Consider the following 21796-nt stretch of genomic DNA (forward strand, 5'->3'; position numbering starts at 1 on the left):
ACGCCCTCTAAGCGCGTTCAGTCACAATTCCTATCTGACGATGGATGAAGGCTTCGTCCGCCGAGGCAGGTTTCGCTGTGCGCCCAGTCTCGCCGCTGAGCATGGCCATGCGGGCGTGAATCGGCGACTTAATGCAGACTGGATCCGTTGCAGCCGCATCGCCTGCAATTGTCATTGCCTGACATCTGCAGCCACCCCAATCGAGCTCGCGCCGCTCACAGCTTCGGCAAGGCTCCTGCATCCATTTGGTACTGCGGAAGGCATTGAGTGCAGCTGAATCGGTCCAGATCTCGGCGAGCGAGTTCGGCCCGAAACGTTCGAAGCGGAGCGAAGGGATGGTCTGCGCGGCGTGGCACGGCAGCACGGTGCCGTCGGGCGTCACCATGAAGGCGTCGCGCGCCCAGCCGCCCATGCACGGCTTGGGATAAACAGCGAAATAATCCGGCGGGACAAAATCGATGTTGATGATGCCGGCAAGCCGTTCCTGCGCCGCCGCGACGATCTCCATCTGCCGGTCGACCGCGGCACGTTCGGGCATCAGCGCATTGCGATTAGCCAAAGCCCAGCCGGCATACTGCACGTTGGCGATCTCTAGCCGCTCCGCACCCAACGAAAGGGCCAGATCGATGAATTCCGGCACTTCCTCGATGTTGTGGCGATGAATCGGTGCATTGATGGTGAGCGGCAGGCCGGCGGCGCGGGCGCGGCGTGCCGTCTCCAGCTTCTTTTCATGGCTGCCGCTGTGGTTGCCGATACGGTCGGTGGTCGCCTGACGGGCACCCTGAAAGCTCAGTTGCAGATGGTCGAGGCCGGCTTGGACAAAGGCTTCGATGCGGCGTTCGGCAATGTTGATACCGGCGGTGATGAGGTTGGTGTAGACGCCGCGCGCCGAGAGTCCGGCGATCAGTAGCTCGAGGTCGCGACGCAGCGTCGGCTCGCCGCCGGATAGATGCACCTGGAGAACGCCGAGATCGGCAGCCTGCGAGAAGAGATCGAGCCAAGTCTGCGTGTCGAGCTCTCGATTGGCCTTCAGCAATTCGAGCGGATTGGAGCAATAAGGGCACTGAAGCGGGCAGCGATGTGTCAGTTCCGCCAGCATGCCAATCGGGGGGAGAATGGGCTCGCTCACAGCCTCACCAGCAGCTTGTCCGACCATTCCTGCAGGAACGCGATGACGTCGGCCGCCACCTCCTTCCGATCGGCGTCATAGTCGGAGGCAAGACCGGCGATGATGTGATCGACCGTGGACCGCCCATCGCAGCGGCGCAATATGTCGAGGCTGATCTCGTTCGGCCAGAATATCTTCTCCGGCGAAAGCACGGCGAAGGCTTGGCGCACGACGTCGTACTGTATGCGCACATGCTTCGGCAGCGATGGCACCGATTGCAACGACAACAGGGCTCTTTCGCGCAGCGCCATCATCAGACTGCCTCTGGGCGGAAGGCGCCGGGCGGTATGTTTCCTGGCGCGCCATAGGCATGTTGAAGCGCGTCGAGCATGGCCCAGAGTATATCGCATTTGAACACCAGCGCATCGATCGTCTGCTGCTGGCGTTCCGCCGTGTCGGCATGGCCGAGCACGTAGGCGAGGGCGAACTCAGCGTCGCGCGATGCCTGTTCGGGCCGCCAGCTGAAATAGGCCAGCGTATCCTCTGTGATATATTCGTACTTGGCCAGCATCGCCGGCACCCGCTCGTTGATGATGAGTGGCGAGAACATCTCGGTTAGCGACGATGCGACCGCCTCGAGCAAGGTCCGGTTCGTGCAGAAAGAGAGATAGGCGCCGACCGCAAAGCGTGTCGCCGGCAGCGCCAGCCTTTCGCTCTTGACGGCTTCGGCATCGAGGCCGAGCGAGGTGGCCAGATGCAGCCAGCGCGCGATGCCGCCGCTCCAGCCGCCCTCGCCGTCGTGGTCCTCGATGCGTTTGCGCCAGGCGGCGCGAAACGCCGGGTCCTCGGCGTGTGCCAGGATCATGGCGTCCTTGCGCGGAATGACGGCCTGGTAGCAATAGCGGTTCAGCGCCCAGGCCTGCATTTCGGCCCTCGACAGGGCGCCACTGGTCATTCTGTGATGGAAAGGATGATGGTTGTGATAGCGCTCGTCACCGACCTGCCGCACCACGGCCTCGAGCTCGTTCTTGGACAGGCCGCCTCTGGCCGCGTCGTGGAAATCGCTCAAAATTGGATCTCCATGCCGTCGCTGGCGACTTCCCAGCCCGCCGCTTTGACCGCCGCGCGTTCGGTGGAATTCTCGTCGAGAACAGGGTTGGTGTTGTTGATATGGACGAAGATACGGCGGCCGATCTTCACATCGGCCAAGCCAGCAATCGAACCTGCTTCTCCAGACATTGCGATGTGCCCCATGCGCGCACCGGTCTTCTGGCCGACCCGGGCAGCGATCATCTCGTCGTCTGTGTAGACGGTGCCGTCGAACAGAAGGCAGGCGGCGTGGGTCAGGCGAGCGCGCAGGGCGACATCGATGCGCGCACAGCCCGGGATGTAGAAAACGCCGCCGCGACTGCCGGCCTCGGTGATACGCACTCCGATCGTGTGGCCGGTGTCGGAGCTGAAGTCGGCGCCGGGGTCGCGTCCCTGCTCAAGATAAAGCGCAACCTTCCCGGGCACCGGAAAGCTGTCAACGACGATGCCCGTCTCGCCGTCCTCCGCATCGCGGATCGGCAGCTCCTCGGTTGGCGCTAGGAGGCGTCGCGGCACGATCGCCGGATCGAGAACATTGAAGATCGCATTGGCCTCAAGCGTCGCCAGTACCTGCGCCGTGCCGTAGATCGCGAAAGGCTGCCGTTCACGCAGGCTGAGCAGGCCGGCGACGTGATCTATGTCGGCATTGGTCAGCACCACCGCGCGGATTGGCGTCGAGCGCAACGGCCCATCGAGCGCGGGCTGCAGTTCAGGCGTTTGCGCAATCTGCTGGCGAATGTCGGGCGATGCATTGAAGAGAACCCAGCCTGTCCCGTCCGCCGAGGCGGTAACGCATGATTGTGTTCGTGAATGCACGCCTAACATCCCGCTGCGAGCCGCACGGCTCAGGCGATAGTTGCAGTTCCACTGCGGAAGGCCGCCTCCCGCCGCGGATCCAATGATCTTCACGCGCATGGCAGTGCCTGCTCGGCGGCCCATTTGACCGGCACGAAATTCTCGGCGCTAGACGGCTTGGCGCCCGCACTCCCCGCGGCAATGCCCATTGCGAAGACCCCACGCGGCAAGGCGCATGCTCCGGTTGCCGACGACATGCCCGTTTGCGGCCTACTTCCTGGGAGCAGTTTCGGCAGGCAGATACCGCGAGATTTCGAACCCCGCAGCAATCTGGTACATAGTTGGTTTCTTCCAGCTCTTCTTCATCGCAGCCTCCTGTTTTGCCAGCCCGAAAAGGGGCCGGTTATCAGCGCCAGTGCGTATGCAATGGCTCGTCCATCACGTGAAAAATGGACAAATGAAACGCTGGCTTCTGAAACGACCAAAAAATAGCGAACAAAACATAACTGTCTACCTCAAGGTCGGTTCCTCTCCTTCATCGCCGTCCTGTTTTTATCGACCGAGTTCACCCGGGCGTAACGGCGAAAGGTGAAAGCCGAATTCGGCCCTTGCCGCGGCGCTCGGCACCTCAAGGCCCGTGGATCAAGTCAAAGGCAGTGGCACGTCCTGACCAGCAAGAACACGCCCACTCCGTAAGGAATAAGCAAAAGCACCATAGCCAACCAGTAGCCAGGTTGCGCCATCGCCGCCAAATCTGATCGAAGCTGTTCCATTTGGCTGTCCAACGCAGGGCAGTTCAGCTTGTTCCCAGGTTGCGATCTCGGAGCGTCTGGCGGCATCCAGGTCTTACGCCCCGAGGTGGAGCGGCAGCCCCGGGAATTGGGCTCACGAGGTGTGATTTTGAATTCGCAGGTCGCTCGCACGTGCAACGCCTTGTGCGCCTTCGGCCTCGTGCACCTGCCGCCCTGCAATTCTTCCCTCGTTCTTGCTTCAGGAACAAAGCAGCGCTTTGTTTGTTCGGTGCGACAGAGCGGATCAGCTCGCGTGGATAGGGTGTTTCGAGGAGCCATGGACCGTCGCCAGTTTACGTTGCCAGCGCTGTGCCTCTTTACCATTGTCGGGCTGGCACAAAATCCTGCGCAAGCCCAGGCACCGTGCCCTGCCGATCACGACAAGCTGCTCGCTGCCTTGAAGGCCAATGTCAAGGCGAGCGGTGGCCCGGCCAATGGTGGCCTCGAGACCAATGAATGGGCGGCCGTCGTCACCCGCGACGGGACGGTCTGCGCCGTTGCCTTCAGTGGGCCCACCGTCGATGCACAATGGCCCGGCAGCCGGCTCATCGCGGCCGAGAAGGCGAATACGGCCAATGGGCTCAGCCTGGCGAGCATGGCTCTCTCAACGGCGAACCTTTACGCCGGCGCGCAACCCGGTGGGCCGCTGTTCGGGCTGCAGGCCACCAACCCCGTCAATCAGGCGGCAGCCTATGCCGGGGATGTCAAGACTTTCGGCAGCGCCGACGATCCGCTGATCGGAAAGCCGATCGGCGGCGTCGTTGTGTTTGGCGGGGGCCTGGCTCTTTACGATGGCAAGACGATCGTCGGCGCGCTTGGCGTCAGTGGCGATTCCTCCTGCGCCGACCACAATGTCGCCTGGCGCGTTCGCGCGGCCCTCGGCTTCGACAAGGTCCCGGCGGGCGTCAATCCCAACCGCAAGGATGCCATCATCTATGATCTCGATCCCGGCGGGAAAAGCGCCTCCGGCTGGGGGCATCCACTATGCGCGGGCACCGAGGCCGATGTCGCGGCCGAACTGGGTTCCGGCGTCGGAGGTTCGACGCCAAAATGAAGCAAACAGCGCAGTCCGTAGTACCTTGCGTCGACGCGGTACGCACCAACCGATCAGCGGCCTCGCGAAAACGTCTTGAGAGCTTCTTAGCGGCGTTGCTGCTGGTTTGCACTCCCTTGCTGACGGCTGCTTCGGAAGCTCCGCCAGCGTCGGCGATCTCGCCGCCTGCTTCCGCCGCTCCGCCTGACGACGGGCAATGGACGATGCCGGCCAAGAACTACGCATCGACCCGCTACAGCGAGCTCACGGAAATCAACGACGGCAACGTCAAGAACCTGCAGGTAGCCTTCACCTTCTCTACCGGCATAAATAAGGGCCAGGAAGCGGCACCGCTGGTCGTCGGCGGCACGATGTACATCGTGAGCCCCTTCCCCAACGTCGTCTACGCGCTCGATCTCACCAAGCCGGGTGCGCCGATGAAATGGAAGTTCGAACCCAATCCCGAGCCCGCGGCGCAAGGCGTTGCCTGTTGCGATGTCGTCAATCGCGGCGCGGCATTCGCAGGCGGACGCATCTTCTTCAACACACTGGACGGGCACACCATCGCGCTCGACGCGAACACCGGTCAGCCGATCTGGAACGCCCATATCGGCAACATCAACATCGGCGAGACCATCACCATGGCGCCCTTGGTGGTGAAAGGCAAAGTGCTGGTCGGCAATTCAGGCGGCGAGATGGGTGTTCGTGGCTGGGTCAAGGCGCTCGACGCCGGCGACGGTCACGTCGTCTGGACGGCCTACGGCACCGGGCCTGACAAGGACGTGCTTATCGGCCCGGACTTCAAGCCGCATTACGACATGGACAAGGGCAAGGATCTTGGCGTCACGACATGGCCTCCGGAGGCCTGGAAGATCGGTGGCGGCAATATGTGGGGCTGGATTTCCTACGATCCGGATCTCAACCTGATCTTCCACGGCACCGGCAATCCTGGACCGTGGAACCCCGATCTGCGGCCGGGCGACAACAAATGGACGTCAGGCATCTTCGCGCGCGATCCCGATACCGGAGCGGCGAAATGGTTCTACCAATGGAGCCCGCACGACGTCCACGACTATGACGGGATAAACGAGCAGATCCTGCTCGACATGAACTGGCAGGGCAAGCCGCGCAAGGTGCTGGTCCGGCCCGAGCGCAACGGCTATCTCTACATCCTCGACCGGACCACCGGCGAAGTTTTGTCGGCGAAGCCTTTCGGGCCCGTCAATTCCAGCAAGGGTGTCGATCTCAAGAGCGGTCGCCTGATCGAAAACCCGGACAAGAAGACCGGGACAGGCAAGGTCGTCCGCGACATCTGCCCGACCGCGTCGGGACTCAAGGATTGGCAGCCTTCTGCGTTCTCGCCGAAAACCAGGCTGCTCTACATCCCGCATAATAATTTGTGCATGGACGAAGAAGGCGTCGAGGTGAACTACATCGCCGGCACGCCTTATGTCGGCATGAACGTGCGCATGATCCCCGGGCCCGGGGGGAACCGGGGCGCCTTCACCGCCTGGGACATCGCGGCGGAGAAACCCGCCTGGAGTCTCAAGGAGAACTTCCCGGTGTGGAGCGGCACGGTCGTGACCGCCGGGAACGTCGTCTTCTACGGGACTATGGAAGGTTGGTTCAAGGCGGTCAGCGCGAAGACTGGGGATCTGCTTTGGCAGTTCAAGACGGGGTCCGGCATCATCGGCCAGCCCATCACATATCGAGGTCCCGACGGACATCAATATGTGGCGATCCTGTCGGGTGTCGGCGGCTGGGCCGGCGCCATCGTATCCGGCGATCTCGATCCGCGCGACGCCACCGCCGCGCTAGGTTTCGTCAACGCGATGAAGGATTTAAAGGACGCCACAACGGCGGGAGGCACGCTTTATGTGTTCCGGCTGCCCTGAACACTGGGCCGCGCGCCTGGCGCTCGGCATGGCCGCGCTCGCCTTGCTGCTCTTGCCGGCGCGAGCCGATGCCCGTGAACTGAGGGTCTGCGCCGACCCGAACAACATGCCATTTTCCAACGCCGCTGGCCAAGGCTTCGAGAACAAGATCGCTGAGATCGTTGCCGCCGATCTCGGCGCCAAGCTGACCTACACCTGGTGGGCACAGCGCCGCGGCTTCGTGCGCAACACGCTGAAGGCCGGCCTTTGCGATCTCGTGCCCGGCACGCCGGCCAATCTCGAAATGCTGCGCACCACCACACCCTATTATCGGTCCTCCTATGTTTTCGTCACCCGCCAGGACGGCCCGGATGTGGCGTCCTTCAACGATCCGCGGCTGCGCGATATGCGGATCGGCGTGCAACTCATCGGCGACGACGGTGTCAATTCGCCTCCCGTCCAGGCGCTCGGCCGCCGCGGCATCGTCGGGCATCTCGTCGGCTATCCCGTCTATGGCGACTACTCCGCACCCAACCCTCCGGCGCGCATCGTTGAAGCGGTGGCCGCCGGCGACATCGATCTTGCCGTTGTCTGGGGTCCGCTCGCCGGCTATTTCGCCCAGAAGCAGAGAGTGCCGCTCCGCATCACGCCGGTCACGCCTCGCATCGACGGACCACAGTTGCCCATGATCTACGACATCTCGATGGGCGTTCGGCGCGAGGACGATGCGCTGCGCGGCGAAGTGAACGGCGCGCTGGCCAGGCACAAGGCAGACATCGACGCATTGCTGTCACAATATGGCGTGCCGCGCCTCGATGGCCCCGGGAGCCCAGTGCGATGAGGCACGGCGCCGCTATGTTCCTGTTTACGCTGCTGACGCTTGCGGCATGCCAGCGCGAGGAGCGGGACACACGCCCGCAGTCCTCGCTCGGATCGGGCGAGCAGCCGATGCCTGTGACGACATTGGAACCCGGTGGACAGCGGCCTTCCGCCAGCGACAACAAGGCAGCCAGCTTCGAGGCCAATGCCTTCCACCTCAGCGAGGGCAAGCGCCTCTTCAGCTGGTTCAACTGTTCGGGCTGTCATGCCAATGGCGGCGGCGGCATGGGGCCGGCCTTGATGGACCAGAAATGGCTTTACGGCAGTTCGATTGAGAGCATCCACGCTACCATCCGGGACGGACGGCCAAAAGGGATGCCGAGCTTCCGTGACAAAATCCCCGACGACCAGGTTTGGGAGCTTGCCGCCTTCGTCCGCACGCTGAGTGGCAAAGCACCCTCATCCGCCGCGCCGCAACGCAATGACGACATGATGCCGCATCCCTCGGAAAACCGCATGCCGGATGCAGCCACGCTGGGGAAGTCACCGTGAAGCGCCTTGCGTCGACCGGGTTCGGCACGGCCTGCGTATTTTTGCAGGGATGCTCAGGATGGCAATCGGCGCTCGACCCGAAAGGTCCCGCTGCCAGTGAGCTGGCGTGGCTCATTTGGTTTTTCACCGCGCTTTGCGCGGTGATCTGGGTCCTGGTTATGATCGCCCTTGCCGCGCCACTGTTGACGCGGGCTCGCGCACGTTCCGAGCCGCTCGTGCTCGACGCCGGCGCCGACCGTCGAAAGTTGCGCGTTGTCGTGATCGCCGTCGGGCTGACCGCAGCGATCGTGGTCGGGCTAACCTTGCTGAGCTTCTTCGCCAACAGGACGCTTGCGGCGATCGGTTCCGACGCCGCACTCACCATTCGGATCACCGGTCACCAATGGTGGTGGGAGGTGCGCTACGAAGACGCCACGCCAAGCCGCATCCTGACCACGGCGAACGAGATCCACGTCCCCGTCGGGGAGCCCGTGCGGCTTCTGCTGACATCGACGGACGTGATCCATTCCTTCTGGGTCCCGAGCCTTTCTGGCAAGCTCGACCTCATCCCCGGCCATGTCAATGTGCTCGACATCAGGGCCGACAAGGCCGGCGTATATCGGGGCCAGTGCGCCGAGTTCTGCGGTGCGCAGCATGCGAATATGGGCACCTTCATCATCGCCGAGCCGAGGGCAAAGTTCGACGCCTGGTGGAACGACCAGTTGCAGCCGTCTGGCCCTCCAGCGAGCGACGAGGCCAAGGCTGGCGAGGACCTGTTCCTCCGGCGTCCCTGCGTGATGTGCCACAGGATCGGGGGCACTCCAGCGGGAGGAACCGTCGCGCCGGATCTGACGCATATTGCCAGCCGGCGAACGCTCGCCGCCGGCACCTTGACGATGAGCCGAGGAAATCTCGCCGCCTGGATAGCGGACCCGCAAGGCGTGAAGCCCGGTTCCCACATGCCTGTGGTGGAGCTCAACGGCGACGAACTCAACGCCATCGTCGCCTATCTCGAGGGTCTGAAATGAGCAGCGCGGATCTGACCAGCGAACGCGACCTGCCGCCGAAACGCCAGACCGCCAGCAAAGGCGACCTGGCTCTCGAGCCTGACGGACCGCGGGATACCGGCATGGACGATGCCAGCCTCCACCGCTGGCTCACCCGGACATGGCGCACGCCGCCCGGCATCATCGGCGCCCTGTCGAGCGTCGACCACAAGGTCATCGCAAGGCGCTATCTGATCACGGCCTTCATCTTTCTGTGCCTTGGCGGGCTGAACGCTGTCGCCATGCGTGTCCAACTCTCGGGGCCGCAGCGCGGGCTGATCGGGCCGGACCTCTACAACCAGCTGTTCACGATGCATGGCGTCACCATGATGTTCCTGTTCGCTGTGCCCATCGTGCAGGCAACGGGAATCTATTTGGTGCCGCTGATGGTCGGCACCCGCAACATCGCATTCCCGCGACTCAATGCATTCGGCTACTGGATCTACGTCTCGGGCGGGGCCTTTGCCTGGATCTCATTCCTCCTCAACATGGCGCCGGATGTCGGCTGGTTCGCCTATGTGCCCCTATCCGGACCGGAATTTTCCCCCGGCAAGCGCGCCGATGTCTGGGCGCAAATGATCACCTATACTGAAGTATCGTCGCTTGCGGTGGCCGTCGCCACCATCGTCACCGTGTTCAAGCAACGTGCGCCCGGCATGTCGCTGGACAAGATACCGCTTTATGTATGGGCACTGCTGGTCACTTCCTTCGTCGTCGTCTTCGCCATGCCGGCAGTCATGATCACCTCGACCTTCCTCATTCTCGACCGGCTTGTCGGAACCCACATTTTCAATCCAGCCGAGGGCGGCGACGCCCTGCTGTTCCAGCATCTGTTCTGGTTCTTTGGCCATCCCGAGGTCTACATCATCTTCCTGCCGGCGACAGGCATGGTCTCCTCGATCATTCCTGCTTTTGCCCGGCGACCAACGTTTGGCCACCTCGGGCTGGTCCTGTCGCTGATCTCGGTGGGTTTCCTGTCGTTCGGCCTCTGGGTGCACCATATGTTTGCGACGGGATTGCCGAAGCTCGGGGCGAGCTTCTTCACGGCGTCCAGCATGCTGATCGCCATCCCCAATGGCGTGCAGATCTTCTGCTGGCTGGCGACCTTGTGGGATAGTAGACCGGTGATCCGCACGCCGCTGCTGTTCGTCTTCGGCTTCTTCTTCATCTTCGTCATCGGCGGGCTCACCGGCGTCATGCTCGCCTCTGTGCCGCTCGACCTCCAGGTGCACGACACCTATTTCGTCGTCGCCCACTTCCACTACGTGCTGATCGGCGGATCGGTATTCCCGCTGCTGGGCGCGGCCTATTTCTGGTTCCCCAAGATAACCGGACGCATGATGAGCGAACGTCTAGGACGCTGGCATTTCGGGCTGGCCTTCATTGGCTTCAACGCGGCCTTCTTCCCGATGCATCTTGTCGGTTTGTGGGGCATGCCGCGCAGGGTCTACACCTATCCGGCGGAGCTTGGCTGGGGCAACATCAACCTGTTCATCAGCGCTGGCGCGATGCTGTTCTTCCTGAGCTTCGTGCTGTTCACCTTCAACCTTATACATGGCGCATTGAAAGGGGCACCGGCCGGGGACAATCCCTGGGACGCGGGCACCCTGGAATGGGCCACGTCCTCGCCGCCTCCCAGCTATAATTTCACGCGCATTCCGATCGTGACGAACGTCGAGCCGCTGTGGGCCGAACGAGAGACGCTTCCGGTCGCTACCGGCCTACGCGTCGATGTCCGCGAGTTGCTCATCTCGACGGTGGCGGAGGCCCATCCCGACATCCGCGAGAAATCGGCGACGCCATCGATCTGGCCGCTGTTGGCGGCGATCGCCGTGGGCGCCACTTTCCTCTACTCGATCTTCACGCCGTGGGCGATCGTGTGGGGCGCCATGCCGATCGCGCTCACGCTAGTCGGCTGGTTCTGGCCCAAGGGCGATCCGGAGGACGAGGAATGAACCAGCGGCCCGTCACCGACCTTTCCGCCCTCCCTACGTTTGGCCATGGTCCTCGCAGTCCGACCTGGTGGGGCACGCTCGGCTTCATGGCGTTGGAAGGGACGGGCTTTGCGCTGGCCGCCGGCGCCTATCTCTACCTTGCGATGTCATGGCCCAACTGGCATCTGAGCGCCCCGGAACCAAACCATTGGCCGGGAACGGTCGTCACCTTGTTGCTGGTCGCCAGCCTTGTGCCAAACCACATCCTCAATCGCTACGCCGAGCATTGCGCTATCGTACCGGTGCGGATCGGCATGATTGTGATGTCGTTGTTCGGTCTCGCTCCGCTCGTGGTGCGCTGGTTCGAGTTCCCGGCGTTGAATATCTATTGGGACACAAACGCATACGGCTCGATGCTTTGGGTGCTGCTTGGGCTGCACACCACCCATCTGATCACCGATGTGGGCGACACGATCGTGCTGACTGTGCTGATGTTCACACGCCATGGATATAGCGGCCGGCGTTTCGGCGACGTGGGCGACAACGTCTTCTACTGGGATTTCGTGGTGCTCATCTGGATCCCGATCTACCTGCTCATCTACTGGGTACCGAGGCTGGGCTGATGCGCGCGCTCCGGTTGGGAACGTCCTGGGGTGGCCTTCTATCGGGGCCTTTGGCTTGGGCGATCTCCACGCAGCTGAATTACGCGCTTGTTCCTTGGCAGTGCAATCGCCAGGTTCCGGTCGTGCTTCCGATCGCATTGCTGCTGGCCTTGCTTTCGCTTCTCGGCGGCATGCTTTCTTGGCGGGCAAGGCGGCAGGGGGGCGCGGCTTTCGAGGCGGAGCGCGCGCGCACCACTGAGCAATTCGTCGCCGATCTCGGCATTCTTGCGGCTTTGCTTTTTGCCCTCGTCATCGTCATGCAAGGCAGCGCCGCGCTCATTCTCGACGAGTGCCTGCGATGAGCTTCGAGGCCTTCTTCTCGACTTCGGTCTGCTATGGCGCCGGCGCGCCCGAAGCGGGATGGACGCTTGCGTTTCCCATCACGGTCCCTTTGGCGGCAATCGCGCTCACCTATGCGCTCGGAGCACGCCGGCTGTGGCGCCGCAGCAGGAGGGGCCGCCCCGAGCGGACGCGACAGGCGCTGTTGTTCGCCGCCGGCTGGGGCGTGCTGACCGGAGCGCTGGTCAGCCCAGTCCATGCGCTTGGCGAACGGGTGTTTGCCGCTCACATGATCGAGCATGAACTGCTGATGGCGGTCGCTGCGCCGCTCCTTGTCGCCGCCTGCCCCGGCGCAGCCTTGATATGGGCATTGCCGGCCTCGCTCCGCCAAGGGACGGGAAGGCTCACGCACGGCAACATTTTCCGGATGGTCTGGACCGTTGCCAGTCGCCCCCTCTACGCAACCGTCATCCACGGTATCGCGATCTGGATTTGGCACGTCCCCGTCCTCTTCGAGGCAGCACTTCAGCAGGGCGTGCTGCACTATGCCCAGCATGCGAGCTTCCTCGGCACGGCCTTGCTGTTCTGGTGGGTGATTCTGCCGCGTGCCGGCCGCCAGCGGGCTTATGGCAGCGCGGTCATGCATCTCTTCTTAACGTCGCTGCACACCGGTCTCCTTGGTGTGCTGTTGCTGTTCTCGCCCAAACTCTGGTACCCGCAGAATGCCGCTGGCGCGGCACTCTGGGGTCTGACTCCGATCGAGGACCAGCAGCTCGCCGGCCTGGTGATGTGGATTCCCGCCGGCCTGATCTATGGCGGAGCCGCCTTGCTGCTTGCCGGCCTTTGGATAAGCAAGAGCGGAATCAGGGAGGCAAACCATGCGCTCCGGCCTGGCTAGGATGGTGGGCGGCGCGCTCGCCGCGATCCTGCTGCTGACCGCGGCAGTCGCCGCAGCAACCTTGTGGTCCGACCGGCGCGATCGTGCTCGCCACGACTCGGACATGGCAACCGGCGTGGACGCGCGCCACTCAGGGGGGCAATCCGCGCGCTCCGGCCTGATCAGGAAGATCGGCGGCGCGCTCGCCGCGGTCCTGCTGCTGACCGCGGCAGTCGCCGCGGCGGCCTTGTGGTCCGACCGACGCGGTCGTGTTCTCCACGAGTCCGACATGGCGACCGGCGGCGTGGGCGCGCGCGCCATTCCGATCATGACGGCGAATGGTTGCTCCGGGTGCCATACAATCCCAGGCGTGCCGGGGGCACAAGGCCAGGTTGGTCCGCGCCTCGACGCCAGCCTTGCCGACCGGGTCTTTATCGGCGGCGTGCTGGCGAACAATCCGGAGAACCTGATCCGCTGGATACGGGAGGCCAGGGAGATCAATCCGCACACGGCCATGCCGTCGACGAGGATCACAGAGCAGCAGGCGCGCGACATTGCCGCTTACCTTTATGCTCTGAGATGATTTAGCCGTCGCCGCCGCGCCGGGACCACAGGCCACGCCCGGGGTCGTAGCCGACCACCGCGGCGAGGAAAAACACGACGAAACAGGCGAGAACGACAAGAGCGGAAACGGGATCGAAGCGCAGGTAGAGCGTGAAGCGTATCAGTTCGACCGCCGAACTGAACGGGTTCCATGCGGCAATCATCGCCAGCACCGGCCCCGCCTCGGCGAGCCGCCATATCGGATAAAGCGCCGTCGAGGCGAAGAAGGTGGGGAAGATGACAAAGTTCATCACGCCGGCGAAGTTCTCCATCTGCGTCGAAATGGACGATACCAGCAACCCGAACGCGCCGAGCATCAGGCCTGACAAGACAAGCGCCGGAAACACCGCGAGATAACCTAGAACCGGCGGCCGCACGTCCCAATGACGTGCGATCAGCAGAAACAGATAGACCAGCGGCAGACCGACGATGACGCTCGCCAGCAGCCGCGCGGCGAGCAGGTACCAGCGTGGTAGTGGTGCCGTGAGCAACAGCCGCATGCTGCCCATCTCACGGTCGTGGACCATCGCCAGCGAGCTCGCCATGGCATGAAATAACAGCATCATGGCCGCCAACCCCGGGACGACATAGACTTCATAGAGCACGTAGGTCTGATAGGGCGGCGTGATCGACAGGCCAAGCACCGAGCGGAAGCCGGCGGCGAAGATGGCGAGCCAGACCAAAGGCCGTACGATCGCCGAGAGGAGCCGGCCGCGCTGCCGAAGCGTTCGCAACATCTCCCGGCGCAGGATGCCTGTAAGTGCCCGCACCGCGTGACGTTTTCTCATACCGCATCCGTCAGCACATCGAACGCATCGGCCAAGCTGCCGACCGCAAGATCCACGGCAACACGGCGGGCGACGCCGGCCCAGCGCAGCTTGCCCTTGTGCAGCACCACAAGGTCGTCGTCGGCCGACACCTCTTCCAGGAAATGCGTCGCCCAGACAACAGCAATACCTCGTTCCCGGCACAGCGCACGTATGTGCTGCTCGATCGCCCTGCGCCCAGGCACGTCGAGCCCGGTCGTCGGCTCGTCGAGCAACAGGATGCGCGGCCGGTGCATCAGGGCTCGAGCGATCTCGACACGTCGCCGCTGACCGCCCGACAGCGAACGGACCGGCTCGTCGCACCGGTCGAGGACCCCCAGGCGGTCGAGTTCCTCGCGCAATCTCGTTTCGCTGATGCCGGTTTCCAGCCCATGCAGCGAGGCGTGATAGCGCAGATTTTCGGTGGCGGTGAGATCGAGATCGAGCGTCTGCTGCTGGAAGACAACACCCATCTGGGCAAGTGCGGCGGCCGGATTGGTCCGCATGGAGTGGCCGAACACATCAATCTGGCCGGATCGGGCATGATACAGGCCGGTGACCAGCGAGAACAACGTCGTCTTGCCGGCGCCGTTGCGTCCGAGCAGGATGCACATCCCGCCTTCCGCGACCGAGAACGAGACGGCATCGAGGACCCGCCGCTCTCCGAAGCTGTGTCCAAGACCCTCGAGTGACAGCGCCTTCATGGACCGATCACCACTCCCCAGGGGCCGCGTCCCACCGGCACCGACTTCATCACCTCCTCATTTTCCAGATCGATGAACGAGATGTCGCCGGAATTGCCATTGGCGCTGACCAGGCGCTTCTGGTCATCGGACAGCACCACGTGCCACGGCCGCTGGCCGACGAGATAGAGGCGACGCACCGCCAGCGTCCTGGTATCGACTTCGGCCACCCGGTTGGCCGGACCCAGCGCCACATATACGGTGGCGCCGTCGCGTGCAATTTCCATGCCGACCGCCTGGACGCCCTCGCGGCGGATACCGGGAACCTCGAACTGGACCTTGCCGGTCTCGGCACGAGACATAGTGTCGAAGACGGTCACCGTTCCGCGTATTTCGGAAGATACCCACAGCTGCTTCCCATCCGGCGAGAACGCCGCCGCGCGGGGGCGGGTGTCTATCAGGAGGTTATCCACAAGTTCAAGCGTACCGGCATCTATGAGATGCACCATGCTGGTGGTCTCCGAGGTGCAGGCAACGTAGCGGCCGTCGGCGCTGACTGCCATGCCCTCCGGTTCGACGCCGACCTCGACCGTACCGACAACCTCGGCGGACGCGATATCGATCACCGAGACCAGATTGTCGTTCTCATTGGCGACGAACAACCGTTTGCCGTCGGGGTGCACGACAAAAAACTCCGGATCGGCTCCCGAGGGGAGCTGGCCGGTCACCTGCCGTTTGGCGAGATCGACAACGTCGATCCGGTTGTCGTCGCCCACTGCTACGAAGAGCAGTTTTTTGTCCACCGAAAGCGCCATTCCGCGCGGGCGCCTTCCGACATTGATGGTCATGGACAGGCTCATGCTGGCGCCATCCACCACCGCTACCGTATTGTCCTGCTCGTTCGATACGTAGATCGTCTCCGCTGCGGCTGGTCCAGCCAGGATGGGCAGAGACAGCAGGAACGCGATCAGAACCTGCATGCGCTTTCCTCCAAGTCGATGCCCAGCGTGTCGAGGGGCGTGCGCTGGTGCAGGAAACCCGGCTGCGGCGAACTGGAGACGAGCAGTCGCGCTCCCGTTATGAGGATCGGCTGCCGCATCTGGCCGTCCCACGGCCGGAAGCTCAGCCCCTGTCCCTTGAAGCCGGCGAGAAGGAAGTCGCCGCTGCGCAAATAGGCCGTGATCGCAGCAGGATCGAGGCTGCGCAGGCGTGTTGCCGCTTCACCGACGCTGCGCACGGCAAGCCAGGCCGCGTAGTCGTAAGCTGTCATCCAGCGCCCGGCTTGCTTGCGAAACCGGTCTTGAAGTTGGGTTGCGCCCCATTCCTCGTTGACCGCGCTCCAGCCGTCTGCAACGAGCCCCTGCGTCCCGGCGACCGGCCGCGGCAATGCGGTTCGTCCTTCGAGATAGGCGCCAAACTCGTCCGCCTCGTCGGCGACGACCAGCACGTCGTAATCACCGACCTGCGTAGCGGCCGGTATCTCGGTCTGCAGCGTGACATGTCCGGTGTCGGCACGGCCATTGGCCGGGCGGAACGTCCACGGTTTGTCGACGATGATCTCGGCGCCAAAGCGTGTCGCCGCACGGCGTAAGGCTGCCGCCATCGCCTGGTCCGCAGGATGCGGGCCGGCGAGCAGGAACCAGCGCTGCCAGCGCTTCCAGACGAGATATTGCGCAAGGCCGTCCGCAAGCATGGAACGGCTTGGAACGGTATGCAGGAGGTTCTTGCGACAGTCCTGCTGGCGGAGCGCATCGTCGGGCGCGCGGCTGTTGAAGAACAGCATCTTGTCCGCTGCGGGCGCTGCAACCGCCTGGCTCAGCGTGGCCGCATCGAGATCAGCCACGACGAAAGCGACTCCCCTTGCAGCAAGGCTGGCGATAGCGTCCGTGGGCGCTTCGCCTGACTTCAGCACGCGTTGATCGAGCTCGAAATGCTGGCCTAGGAAGCGCCCCGTCCCGCCGTCGTCGGCGATGCCCAGCCGCGCGCCCTGCAGTCCGTCATCGCTGACGGGCTGATCGAGCGGTCCCAAAGGCAAGGGTGGCGTACGCGTCTGGCCGATATAGCCGATCACTATCGTCTGGGGTGCCGCGGAGCCGGGGGCAGCGACCAACAGAAGCAGCACGATCAGCGCCAGTTTCATCCCGCTCCGCCTGCCTGCGCTCCGGCCGGCCCACACAGTGAAGCCGATTCGTCATCCCGGGCAATGCGGGCATCGCGCACAAGATCTGCTGGCAATCCCTCCAGATCGACGATGCGGTCCACCAGCGGTGAGACTTGGCCTGAATTGGCGAGCCGTTTGCCATTGAAATCCGCCAGCCGTCGGACGGGGAGAGCGGCGGGAGCAAGTGCACCAACCGCCCTGGAGTACGCAACAAAAACGAGGCCGGCGCCTTCCCCGGGCGGGCGCGTGCCGCAGAGCCAATCCAATATAATGCCATCGATGCTGCCCGCCAGCAGTGCGGTCTTGCCCGCCTGCTTGCCGGCAAGATGCCGCATCTCGAGACACACGCCGTGCGAAATGTTCAGCCCATGTCGCTGGATCATGTCGAGTTCCAGGCGGCTGCGCCAAATCCCAGCACGCCAGACCGCACAGCGGGCGATTGCTCGGGCGCGGCTGCGGTCGCACCACCTGCGACCAAGGAGGAAATAGCTGCAAGAACCGCGCGCCGCGATAGGTGGCGCCAATCGGCCCGGCAGAGCCATTCACATTGCAAGTTCGAGATTAGCACGAGCGCACCGGGTGTGGCAGAGCTCTCCCAACGTTGGGCCGCCAGGAATGTTCCTCAATCGCACGCGAAAGGTGCTGCAGCTTGGCGAACTGGTGATCGACACCGGCGCAGGTCAACCGCTACGATCCACGAACATCCCGGCCCTTCGGCTAGGAGGCGCGGTTTAAGCCGCCCTTCCCGAGCGATCCGCACTTCGATGTGAAGGCGTGCGAAATTGCCAGCCTGGGACGGGCCGCGTGCTGTTCTGGAATGTGACGGCGCGTATTCGGCAGGATCGCCAGGCATGTCCGCAGTAGGGACTATGCGTGACTGTCTGGCGAGGACGACCTGACCGAAGAAAAACGTTGGGTCTCGACCTCGAAACGAATGTTAGCCCGAAAGACCAAGTCCCCGCCACTATCTCGGACCATCATTACCACCTTGTGATGATCCCCGTTCGGCAGCGTATCCCTCATTATCTCTGCAAGGGCTTTGATCGCCTCATAACGAACAGCGGCAACGTCATAACATTCCGAGCCTTCAGCGTCGGAGAAAGTGGTTCCGTTGTCATCGACGTCGAAATAATAGAGCGCCATCGTTTCGGACCAGAAGGCTTGACATTCGTTCGATGGTTTAGTTCCTGATAATCCAATCGACCAGGGCAGTCTCAGCCCGCTCGGAGCCGGTAAACTCGTAGACGAGGGTCCTAGCTAGGTTGCGCCATTCGCACTCGGGCAGGCCCCTCTCCGAGACCAAATCTCGAAAGACCTTGCGCAGAATGTCCGCGTCGAACGCGGATACACGGTGCCACTCAGCCTCCCTTGCGGCCCTGTCTATCGTACGCTGGCGAAGCCGTTTTAGAAGGTTGCGCGATGCCGCGATTGCACTCCGGGACTGGTCAATATTGCCTCGAAAGGCGGCACTTCGCGCGATGGAACTTTGCCGTAACCGGAGGCTCGTTTCAATGGCCTCCCGCGCCAAGTCCGTATGGCTGTCGAGCATCGCTACCTCCCAATAGCTAAAAGTTTAATTACTCCTTTCGGCGCCGAGCCTCAAAGGGAATTAGCGTACGGTTTGATACGAAGGAAACGGGCCGGCGGCATCCTAACCTCGATCAAAAGACAATTCAGCGTATGCCAACATTGGAACTTACAAGCCGAAATTTCGTTCTGATTTTATAGGTGGTTTCGGGGCTGAGGAATGGTGAAGCTAGAACACGCTGGCGAGGCGCCAGCCGTGACGATATTGGTGGTCGAAGACGAGTTTTTTATACGAATGGACATCGCAGACACGCTGAGGGAGAAGCCCGGCGTTATTGTGATCGAAGCTCGAACGGCTGACGACGGCTGGGAATACATCGCAACAAATGGCCCGGTCGACGTTCTTTTCACTGACCACCGACTGCCGGGCTTCATGACAGGCTCACAGTTGGCCGCGAGGGTGAGCCAGGAATATCCGATGACAAAGGTTGTGGTGACTTCGGCACATTTCGATGGCACAGAATGGACCGGGCCAGTCCTGGACAAACCGTACGACTCAAACAAGATCGCTGCCAACTTGGTGGAGCTTGCGCGTAAGAAAGGATAGGTCGATGACCGTGTCCTCAGATGTGATCCTTATTGTGGAAGGCGATATACTGGTTCGGCACCCGCTGGCCCAGTATCTCCGAGAGTGCGGCTTCAAGGTTCATGAAGCCTCGAACGGCGGCGAAGCCCGAACAGCGCTCAAAGCAACCGATTTGAAGATCGACGTGGTGCTTGCGGACATGACAACCGAGGGCAGCGGCTTCGCCCTCCGTGAATGGGTCAGGGGCGAGAAAATCCCAGTAGCGGTTATACTCGCTGGATCAATTGAGAAGGCCGTCGACAAGGCCGGAACGCTTTGCAATGAGGGGCCTGCCCTCGCAAAACCCTACCAGCACCATCTCGTGCTCGACGAGATTAGGCGCTCTCTCGCTCGCCGCGAAAGATAACCTCGTCCGCAAAATTGATGCGAGATCGTCGAGGTTAGGCCAAGCGCGAAAGCAACTTCCTGCGATTGCAATGCCACCACCAAGAGTTCGTGGCCACCCGGGCCACATAGGCGACAGCGAGCGCCTGCTCCTGTGTCCTTAGCAATGGAACGGCCTGTCCCACAGCCAGGCGCGCGAACTCATCGATTTGCTTGGCGTGGGCAGTCCGCCACCGCTATTGCGCGAAGCTCTCTTGCCGGCAAAAAATAGCATCATTGATGCCTCGCGGACGCAGCCCCTACGCACCGGGTGGGTGTCAGACAAAGTCCGTGGTGGCGACCAGGATGATCCCAATAGCCGCCGAAGCCATGACGACGACCATAGCTATCTCGAACGTGTTCCCTACGCGTTTTGCTATTTTTGAGCGCTCCCTTCGTCCCTTCCCCAACGGAAAGACCAAAAGCGCACCAGCGGAATCATCCATGTTAACGGCGAGAGAAAATGCCTGCTGCGCGCGCAGGCGTGGCGCTCGGCAGGCGAGCTCGCAAGTCGCCGACAACCAAGGGCACCATGAGCGGAACTAATATCACTAACGACTTGTAGGCTACGGCAGGATAAGGCCTGACTTGGCGGGCAGCCGATCTAGCAGCTTGCGGGATTCATCGATTATGCGGCGCGTCTCTTGGATATCTGCGCGCAAATTCTCAACATGTGCTACCGCCCGTTCTTGATATAGGCGGGCGCTAATATTGAAGTAATAATCGGGCTCCCACGGTTCCATAGCTAGCGGATCCGTTGCGAATTAGCTCGTACGTAACCTTCACCACAAAAATGGGTTTGCACGAACCGTCATGCACATGCAGGGCGGCCTCTCGGAAAGTGCCGTCCGGCATCTTAGTTTTGGCTATTTCTAGGAGTGCCCTTGCCGCTTCGTCTTCAGCCGATTCCAGGCTCGGAAGGTCTGTTCCTTCAGTGTCCGGGCAGGCGGTTCCGTTGTCGGTTAGATCGAAGTAGTAGAGCGCCATCGACGGCGAACGTGAAGGTTCGACGTTTGTTCCGCGTCGCCCCTTACGCGTACGGTTCGATACAAAGGACGCCCGGTGCAGGCGATAGCGCCGGGGCCTTTCCCCTATTCGCTTACCATCCAGTCCACCAGTCGGCGATCTACGGTCTGAGAGTCCGTGTATGTCTGGATGAGTTCCTCAGCGTATTTTCGCCACTCGCTCTCCGGGATGCTTTCCTCCAAGACCGCTTTTTTGAAGGCTGTTCTCAGGATGTCGGCATCGAGCGCTGATAATCCGAATTTCGCCATGGTTTCCCTCGTGCAGCACGAACGGCGAAGGTCATTCCTCGTGCAAGCGCACGATATCAATTGAAGAAGGTTTGGCGAGTCAAATCCGTGCCCGGCCTGATGGGGTCGCCTCCAATTCGCCAGCGGTCTGTCAAAATACAATCGCCTTCTCCCCAAGGTGCGGCCGGGGGGCCATGGTAGTCAGGAGACGCCCGGAGAGGAAGCAGCGTTCAGCAAGGTGGCCGCGGCCAGCGCTGTGATGACCTGGGCCTGACGAACGGCTTCGAGATCATGATGCTGTTTGGCACCTTGCGCGGTCCAATCATCTGCACCAGGGGAAGGGTGGCCTAGCGACCCTTGCATGACGGGAGACATCCCAGCCGTTTGCGCCCTCCTTCCCAAGCCTTATGTCCGTCAGAAGAGCAGCTGATGGCATGTGAGCCGTTGGAGTTCCCCGACGGCTCAACAGCCCGAACGGGCGTTTGTTCCCCCGCGTCAATAACATTTGTTACTCAGGTAGCAGGACCCCCTCCTCCTTTGCAGCCAGCCTGAAGCACCTTCGGACCTCTTGAGGTGTCGCTAGGTCGGCCATAGCGGCCATGCAAACGCTCACCGCTCGGTTCCAGTGAGGGCCGCGCTTGGTCCACCTCAGGAGTTCTGCGGAGGCAGCCTCGGCGTTGTTGACGTCGAACCGGGCGCCGGCCTCGGTGGTCCTAATGGGGACCGGTGGGGAGAACCAATGGAGCGACATTAGTAGATGCTAACGCAGATGCCCTGGGCTAGCCAGTGGTGACCGCTTCAGCTTGCCGTTCTCCTCCTCAAGAGCCTTCAGCCGCTTCGCCTCCGACACATCAATGCCGCCATATAAGCGAGGACAATTCAGGGGAGCACGTCAATGACGCTGCGCGTTACATAC

The 21796-nt window shown here is 62.4% G+C and carries 24 protein-coding genes; 13 read left to right on the forward strand and 11 right to left on the reverse strand.

Annotated elements, in window-relative coordinates:
- Nucleotides 1-7: 7 nt before the first annotated feature.
- Genes pqqE through pqqB form a run of 4 tightly spaced genes read right to left on the reverse strand, consistent with a single transcriptional unit; the run spans nucleotide 8 to nucleotide 3112 of the window.
- The gene (gene pqqE / locus FJW08_RS27205) at nucleotides 8-1129 is read right to left on the reverse strand and encodes a pyrroloquinoline quinone biosynthesis protein PqqE (RefSeq protein ID WP_140813047.1); all 1122 of its coding nucleotides are present in this window, start codon (nucleotides 1127-1129) and stop codon (nucleotides 8-10) included.
- Complete coding sequence (gene pqqD / locus FJW08_RS27210; RefSeq protein WP_140813012.1) at nucleotides 1126-1422, reverse strand: pyrroloquinoline quinone biosynthesis peptide chaperone PqqD; 297 nt, start codon at nucleotides 1420-1422, stop codon at nucleotides 1126-1128. Before pqqD ends, pqqE begins: the two co-directional genes overlap by 4 nt.
- Nucleotides 1422-2177 (reverse strand): pyrroloquinoline-quinone synthase PqqC, encoded by a 756-nt coding sequence (pqqC, locus tag FJW08_RS27215; RefSeq protein ID WP_140813013.1) that lies wholly within the window; start codon nucleotides 2175-2177, stop codon nucleotides 1422-1424. The genes pqqD and pqqC overlap by 1 nt, the downstream gene beginning before the upstream one ends.
- A complete protein-coding gene (pqqB, locus tag FJW08_RS27220; RefSeq protein ID WP_140813014.1) occupies nucleotides 2174-3112 on the reverse strand; it encodes a pyrroloquinoline quinone biosynthesis protein PqqB in 939 nt (312 codons plus the stop codon). The genes pqqC and pqqB overlap by 4 nt, the downstream gene beginning before the upstream one ends.
- A 24-nt stretch (nucleotides 3113-3136) precedes the next feature.
- Between pqqB and FJW08_RS32550 the strand changes: the two genes are divergently transcribed.
- From FJW08_RS32550 to FJW08_RS27275, 11 genes are all read left to right on the forward strand, one after another.
- Nucleotides 3137-3484 carry a hypothetical protein gene (locus FJW08_RS32550; protein WP_181183065.1) on the forward strand — a complete coding sequence of 116 codons (348 nt, stop codon included), beginning with the start codon at nucleotides 3137-3139 and terminating at the stop codon, nucleotides 3482-3484.
- Nucleotides 3485-4060: 576 nt separating this feature from the next.
- Entirely contained in the window at nucleotides 4061-4837 is a 777-nt protein-coding gene (locus FJW08_RS27230; RefSeq protein ID WP_246682604.1) for a heme-binding protein, read from the forward strand.
- Complete coding sequence (locus FJW08_RS27235) at nucleotides 4834-6711, forward strand: methanol/ethanol family PQQ-dependent dehydrogenase (protein ID WP_140813016.1); 1878 nt, start codon at nucleotides 4834-4836, stop codon at nucleotides 6709-6711. Before FJW08_RS27230 ends, FJW08_RS27235 begins: the two co-directional genes overlap by 4 nt.
- The gene (locus tag FJW08_RS27240; RefSeq protein ID WP_140813017.1) at nucleotides 6692-7531 is read left to right on the forward strand and encodes a substrate-binding domain-containing protein; all 840 of its coding nucleotides are present in this window, start codon (nucleotides 6692-6694) and stop codon (nucleotides 7529-7531) included. The genes FJW08_RS27235 and FJW08_RS27240 overlap by 20 nt, the downstream gene beginning before the upstream one ends.
- The gene (locus tag FJW08_RS27245) at nucleotides 7528-8061 is read left to right on the forward strand and encodes a c-type cytochrome (RefSeq protein ID WP_140813018.1); all 534 of its coding nucleotides are present in this window, start codon (nucleotides 7528-7530) and stop codon (nucleotides 8059-8061) included. The genes FJW08_RS27240 and FJW08_RS27245 overlap by 4 nt, the downstream gene beginning before the upstream one ends.
- Nucleotides 8058-9068, forward strand: a complete 1011-nt coding sequence (gene coxB, locus FJW08_RS27250; RefSeq protein WP_140813019.1) for a cytochrome c oxidase subunit II — start codon at nucleotides 8058-8060, stop codon at nucleotides 9066-9068. The genes FJW08_RS27245 and coxB overlap by 4 nt, the downstream gene beginning before the upstream one ends.
- Nucleotides 9065-11041: a cytochrome c oxidase subunit I gene (ctaD, locus tag FJW08_RS27255; protein ID WP_140813020.1), complete on the forward strand. Its 1977-nt coding sequence runs from the start codon at nucleotides 9065-9067 to the stop codon at nucleotides 11039-11041. The genes coxB and ctaD overlap by 4 nt, the downstream gene beginning before the upstream one ends.
- On the forward strand, nucleotides 11038-11643 hold the full coding sequence (locus tag FJW08_RS27260) for a cytochrome c oxidase subunit 3 (RefSeq protein ID WP_140813021.1): 606 nt from the start codon (nucleotides 11038-11040) through the stop codon (nucleotides 11641-11643). The genes ctaD and FJW08_RS27260 overlap by 4 nt, the downstream gene beginning before the upstream one ends.
- A gap of 122 nt (nucleotides 11644-11765) precedes the next feature.
- Entirely contained in the window at nucleotides 11766-11984 is a 219-nt protein-coding gene (locus tag FJW08_RS33105; protein ID WP_246682608.1) for a hypothetical protein, read from the forward strand.
- Nucleotides 11981-12859: a cytochrome c oxidase assembly protein gene (locus FJW08_RS27270; protein WP_140813023.1), complete on the forward strand. Its 879-nt coding sequence runs from the start codon at nucleotides 11981-11983 to the stop codon at nucleotides 12857-12859. Before FJW08_RS33105 ends, FJW08_RS27270 begins: the two co-directional genes overlap by 4 nt.
- On the forward strand, nucleotides 12840-13421 hold the full coding sequence (locus tag FJW08_RS27275) for a c-type cytochrome (protein WP_246682610.1): 582 nt from the start codon (nucleotides 12840-12842) through the stop codon (nucleotides 13419-13421). Before FJW08_RS27270 ends, FJW08_RS27275 begins: the two co-directional genes overlap by 20 nt.
- Nucleotide 13422: 1 nt before the next feature.
- Here FJW08_RS27275 and FJW08_RS27280 read toward each other — a convergent pair whose 3' ends face one another.
- Genes FJW08_RS27280 through FJW08_RS27300 form a run of 5 tightly spaced genes read right to left on the reverse strand, consistent with a single transcriptional unit; the run spans nucleotide 13423 to nucleotide 17474 of the window.
- Nucleotides 13423-14229: an ABC transporter permease gene (locus FJW08_RS27280; protein WP_140813024.1), complete on the reverse strand. Its 807-nt coding sequence runs from the start codon at nucleotides 14227-14229 to the stop codon at nucleotides 13423-13425.
- Entirely contained in the window at nucleotides 14226-14951 is a 726-nt protein-coding gene (locus tag FJW08_RS27285) for an ABC transporter ATP-binding protein (protein WP_140813025.1), read from the reverse strand. The genes FJW08_RS27280 and FJW08_RS27285 overlap by 4 nt, the downstream gene beginning before the upstream one ends.
- The gene (locus tag FJW08_RS27290; RefSeq protein ID WP_140813026.1) at nucleotides 14948-15910 is read right to left on the reverse strand and encodes a PQQ-dependent catabolism-associated beta-propeller protein; all 963 of its coding nucleotides are present in this window, start codon (nucleotides 15908-15910) and stop codon (nucleotides 14948-14950) included. The genes FJW08_RS27285 and FJW08_RS27290 overlap by 4 nt, the downstream gene beginning before the upstream one ends.
- Complete coding sequence (locus FJW08_RS27295; RefSeq protein WP_140813027.1) at nucleotides 15898-17070, reverse strand: ABC transporter substrate-binding protein; 1173 nt, start codon at nucleotides 17068-17070, stop codon at nucleotides 15898-15900. Before FJW08_RS27295 ends, FJW08_RS27290 begins: the two co-directional genes overlap by 13 nt.
- A complete protein-coding gene (locus FJW08_RS27300) occupies nucleotides 17067-17474 on the reverse strand; it encodes a hypothetical protein (RefSeq protein WP_140813028.1) in 408 nt (135 codons plus the stop codon). The genes FJW08_RS27295 and FJW08_RS27300 overlap by 4 nt, the downstream gene beginning before the upstream one ends.
- Nucleotides 17475-18838: 1364 nt before the next feature.
- Here FJW08_RS27300 and FJW08_RS27310 point away from each other — a divergent pair.
- Nucleotides 18839-19225, forward strand: a complete 387-nt coding sequence (locus FJW08_RS27310) for a response regulator (RefSeq protein WP_140813030.1) — start codon at nucleotides 18839-18841, stop codon at nucleotides 19223-19225.
- 4 nt (nucleotides 19226-19229) lie between these two features.
- Complete coding sequence (locus FJW08_RS27315; protein ID WP_140813031.1) at nucleotides 19230-19610, forward strand: response regulator; 381 nt, start codon at nucleotides 19230-19232, stop codon at nucleotides 19608-19610.
- A gap of 1108 nt (nucleotides 19611-20718) precedes the next feature.
- Here FJW08_RS27315 and FJW08_RS27325 read toward each other — a convergent pair.
- Together FJW08_RS27325 and FJW08_RS27330 are read right to left on the reverse strand one after the other, a co-directional pair.
- Entirely contained in the window at nucleotides 20719-20901 is a 183-nt protein-coding gene (locus FJW08_RS27325) for a hypothetical protein (RefSeq protein ID WP_140813033.1), read from the reverse strand.
- A gap of 487 nt (nucleotides 20902-21388) precedes the next feature.
- Nucleotides 21389-21631, reverse strand: coding sequence for a DUF982 domain-containing protein (locus FJW08_RS27330; protein WP_140813034.1), 243 nt, complete (start codon nucleotides 21629-21631; stop codon nucleotides 21389-21391).
- Nucleotides 21632-21796 lie beyond the last annotated feature (165 nt).

Source organism: Mesorhizobium sp. B3-2-1, from assembly GCF_006439515.1.
Taxonomy (GTDB): Bacteria; Pseudomonadota; Alphaproteobacteria; order Rhizobiales; family Rhizobiaceae; genus Mesorhizobium.

Bases quoted from the DNA above. Each gene is read 5' to 3' on its own strand.
- pqqD (WP_140813012.1), bottom strand. From the start codon at position 1,422: ATGATGGCGCTGCGCGAAAGAGCCCTGTTGTCGTTGCAATCGGTGCCA.
- pqqB (WP_140813014.1), bottom strand. From the start codon at position 3,112: ATGCGCGTGAAGATCATTGGATCCGCGGCGGGAGGCGGCCTTCCGCAG.
- FJW08_RS27230 (WP_246682604.1), top strand. From the start codon at position 4,061: ATGGACCGTCGCCAGTTTACGTTGCCAGCGCTGTGCCTCTTTACCATT.
- FJW08_RS27235 (WP_140813016.1), top strand. From the start codon at position 4,834: ATGAAGCAAACAGCGCAGTCCGTAGTACCTTGCGTCGACGCGGTACGC.
- FJW08_RS27240 (WP_140813017.1), top strand. From the start codon at position 6,692: ATGTGTTCCGGCTGCCCTGAACACTGGGCCGCGCGCCTGGCGCTCGGC.
- FJW08_RS27245 (WP_140813018.1), top strand. From the start codon at position 7,528: ATGAGGCACGGCGCCGCTATGTTCCTGTTTACGCTGCTGACGCTTGCG.
- ctaD (WP_140813020.1), top strand. From the start codon at position 9,065: ATGAGCAGCGCGGATCTGACCAGCGAACGCGACCTGCCGCCGAAACGC.
- FJW08_RS27260 (WP_140813021.1), top strand. From the start codon at position 11,038: ATGAACCAGCGGCCCGTCACCGACCTTTCCGCCCTCCCTACGTTTGGC.
- FJW08_RS27270 (WP_140813023.1), top strand. From the start codon at position 11,981: ATGAGCTTCGAGGCCTTCTTCTCGACTTCGGTCTGCTATGGCGCCGGC.
- FJW08_RS27275 (WP_246682610.1), top strand. From the start codon at position 12,840: ATGCGCTCCGGCCTGGCTAGGATGGTGGGCGGCGCGCTCGCCGCGATC.
- FJW08_RS27280 (WP_140813024.1), bottom strand. From the start codon at position 14,229: ATGAGAAAACGTCACGCGGTGCGGGCACTTACAGGCATCCTGCGCCGG.
- FJW08_RS27285 (WP_140813025.1), bottom strand. From the start codon at position 14,951: ATGAAGGCGCTGTCACTCGAGGGTCTTGGACACAGCTTCGGAGAGCGG.
- FJW08_RS27290 (WP_140813026.1), bottom strand. From the start codon at position 15,910: ATGCAGGTTCTGATCGCGTTCCTGCTGTCTCTGCCCATCCTGGCTGGA.
- FJW08_RS27295 (WP_140813027.1), bottom strand. From the start codon at position 17,070: ATGAAACTGGCGCTGATCGTGCTGCTTCTGTTGGTCGCTGCCCCCGGC.
- FJW08_RS27300 (WP_140813028.1), bottom strand. From the start codon at position 17,474: ATGATCCAGCGACATGGGCTGAACATTTCGCACGGCGTGTGTCTCGAG.
- FJW08_RS27310 (WP_140813030.1), top strand. From the start codon at position 18,839: ATGGTGAAGCTAGAACACGCTGGCGAGGCGCCAGCCGTGACGATATTG.
- FJW08_RS27315 (WP_140813031.1), top strand. From the start codon at position 19,230: ATGACCGTGTCCTCAGATGTGATCCTTATTGTGGAAGGCGATATACTG.
- FJW08_RS27325 (WP_140813033.1), bottom strand. From the start codon at position 20,901: ATGGCGAAATTCGGATTATCAGCGCTCGATGCCGACATCCTGAGAACA.
- FJW08_RS27330 (WP_140813034.1), bottom strand. From the start codon at position 21,631: ATGTCGCTCCATTGGTTCTCCCCACCGGTCCCCATTAGGACCACCGAG.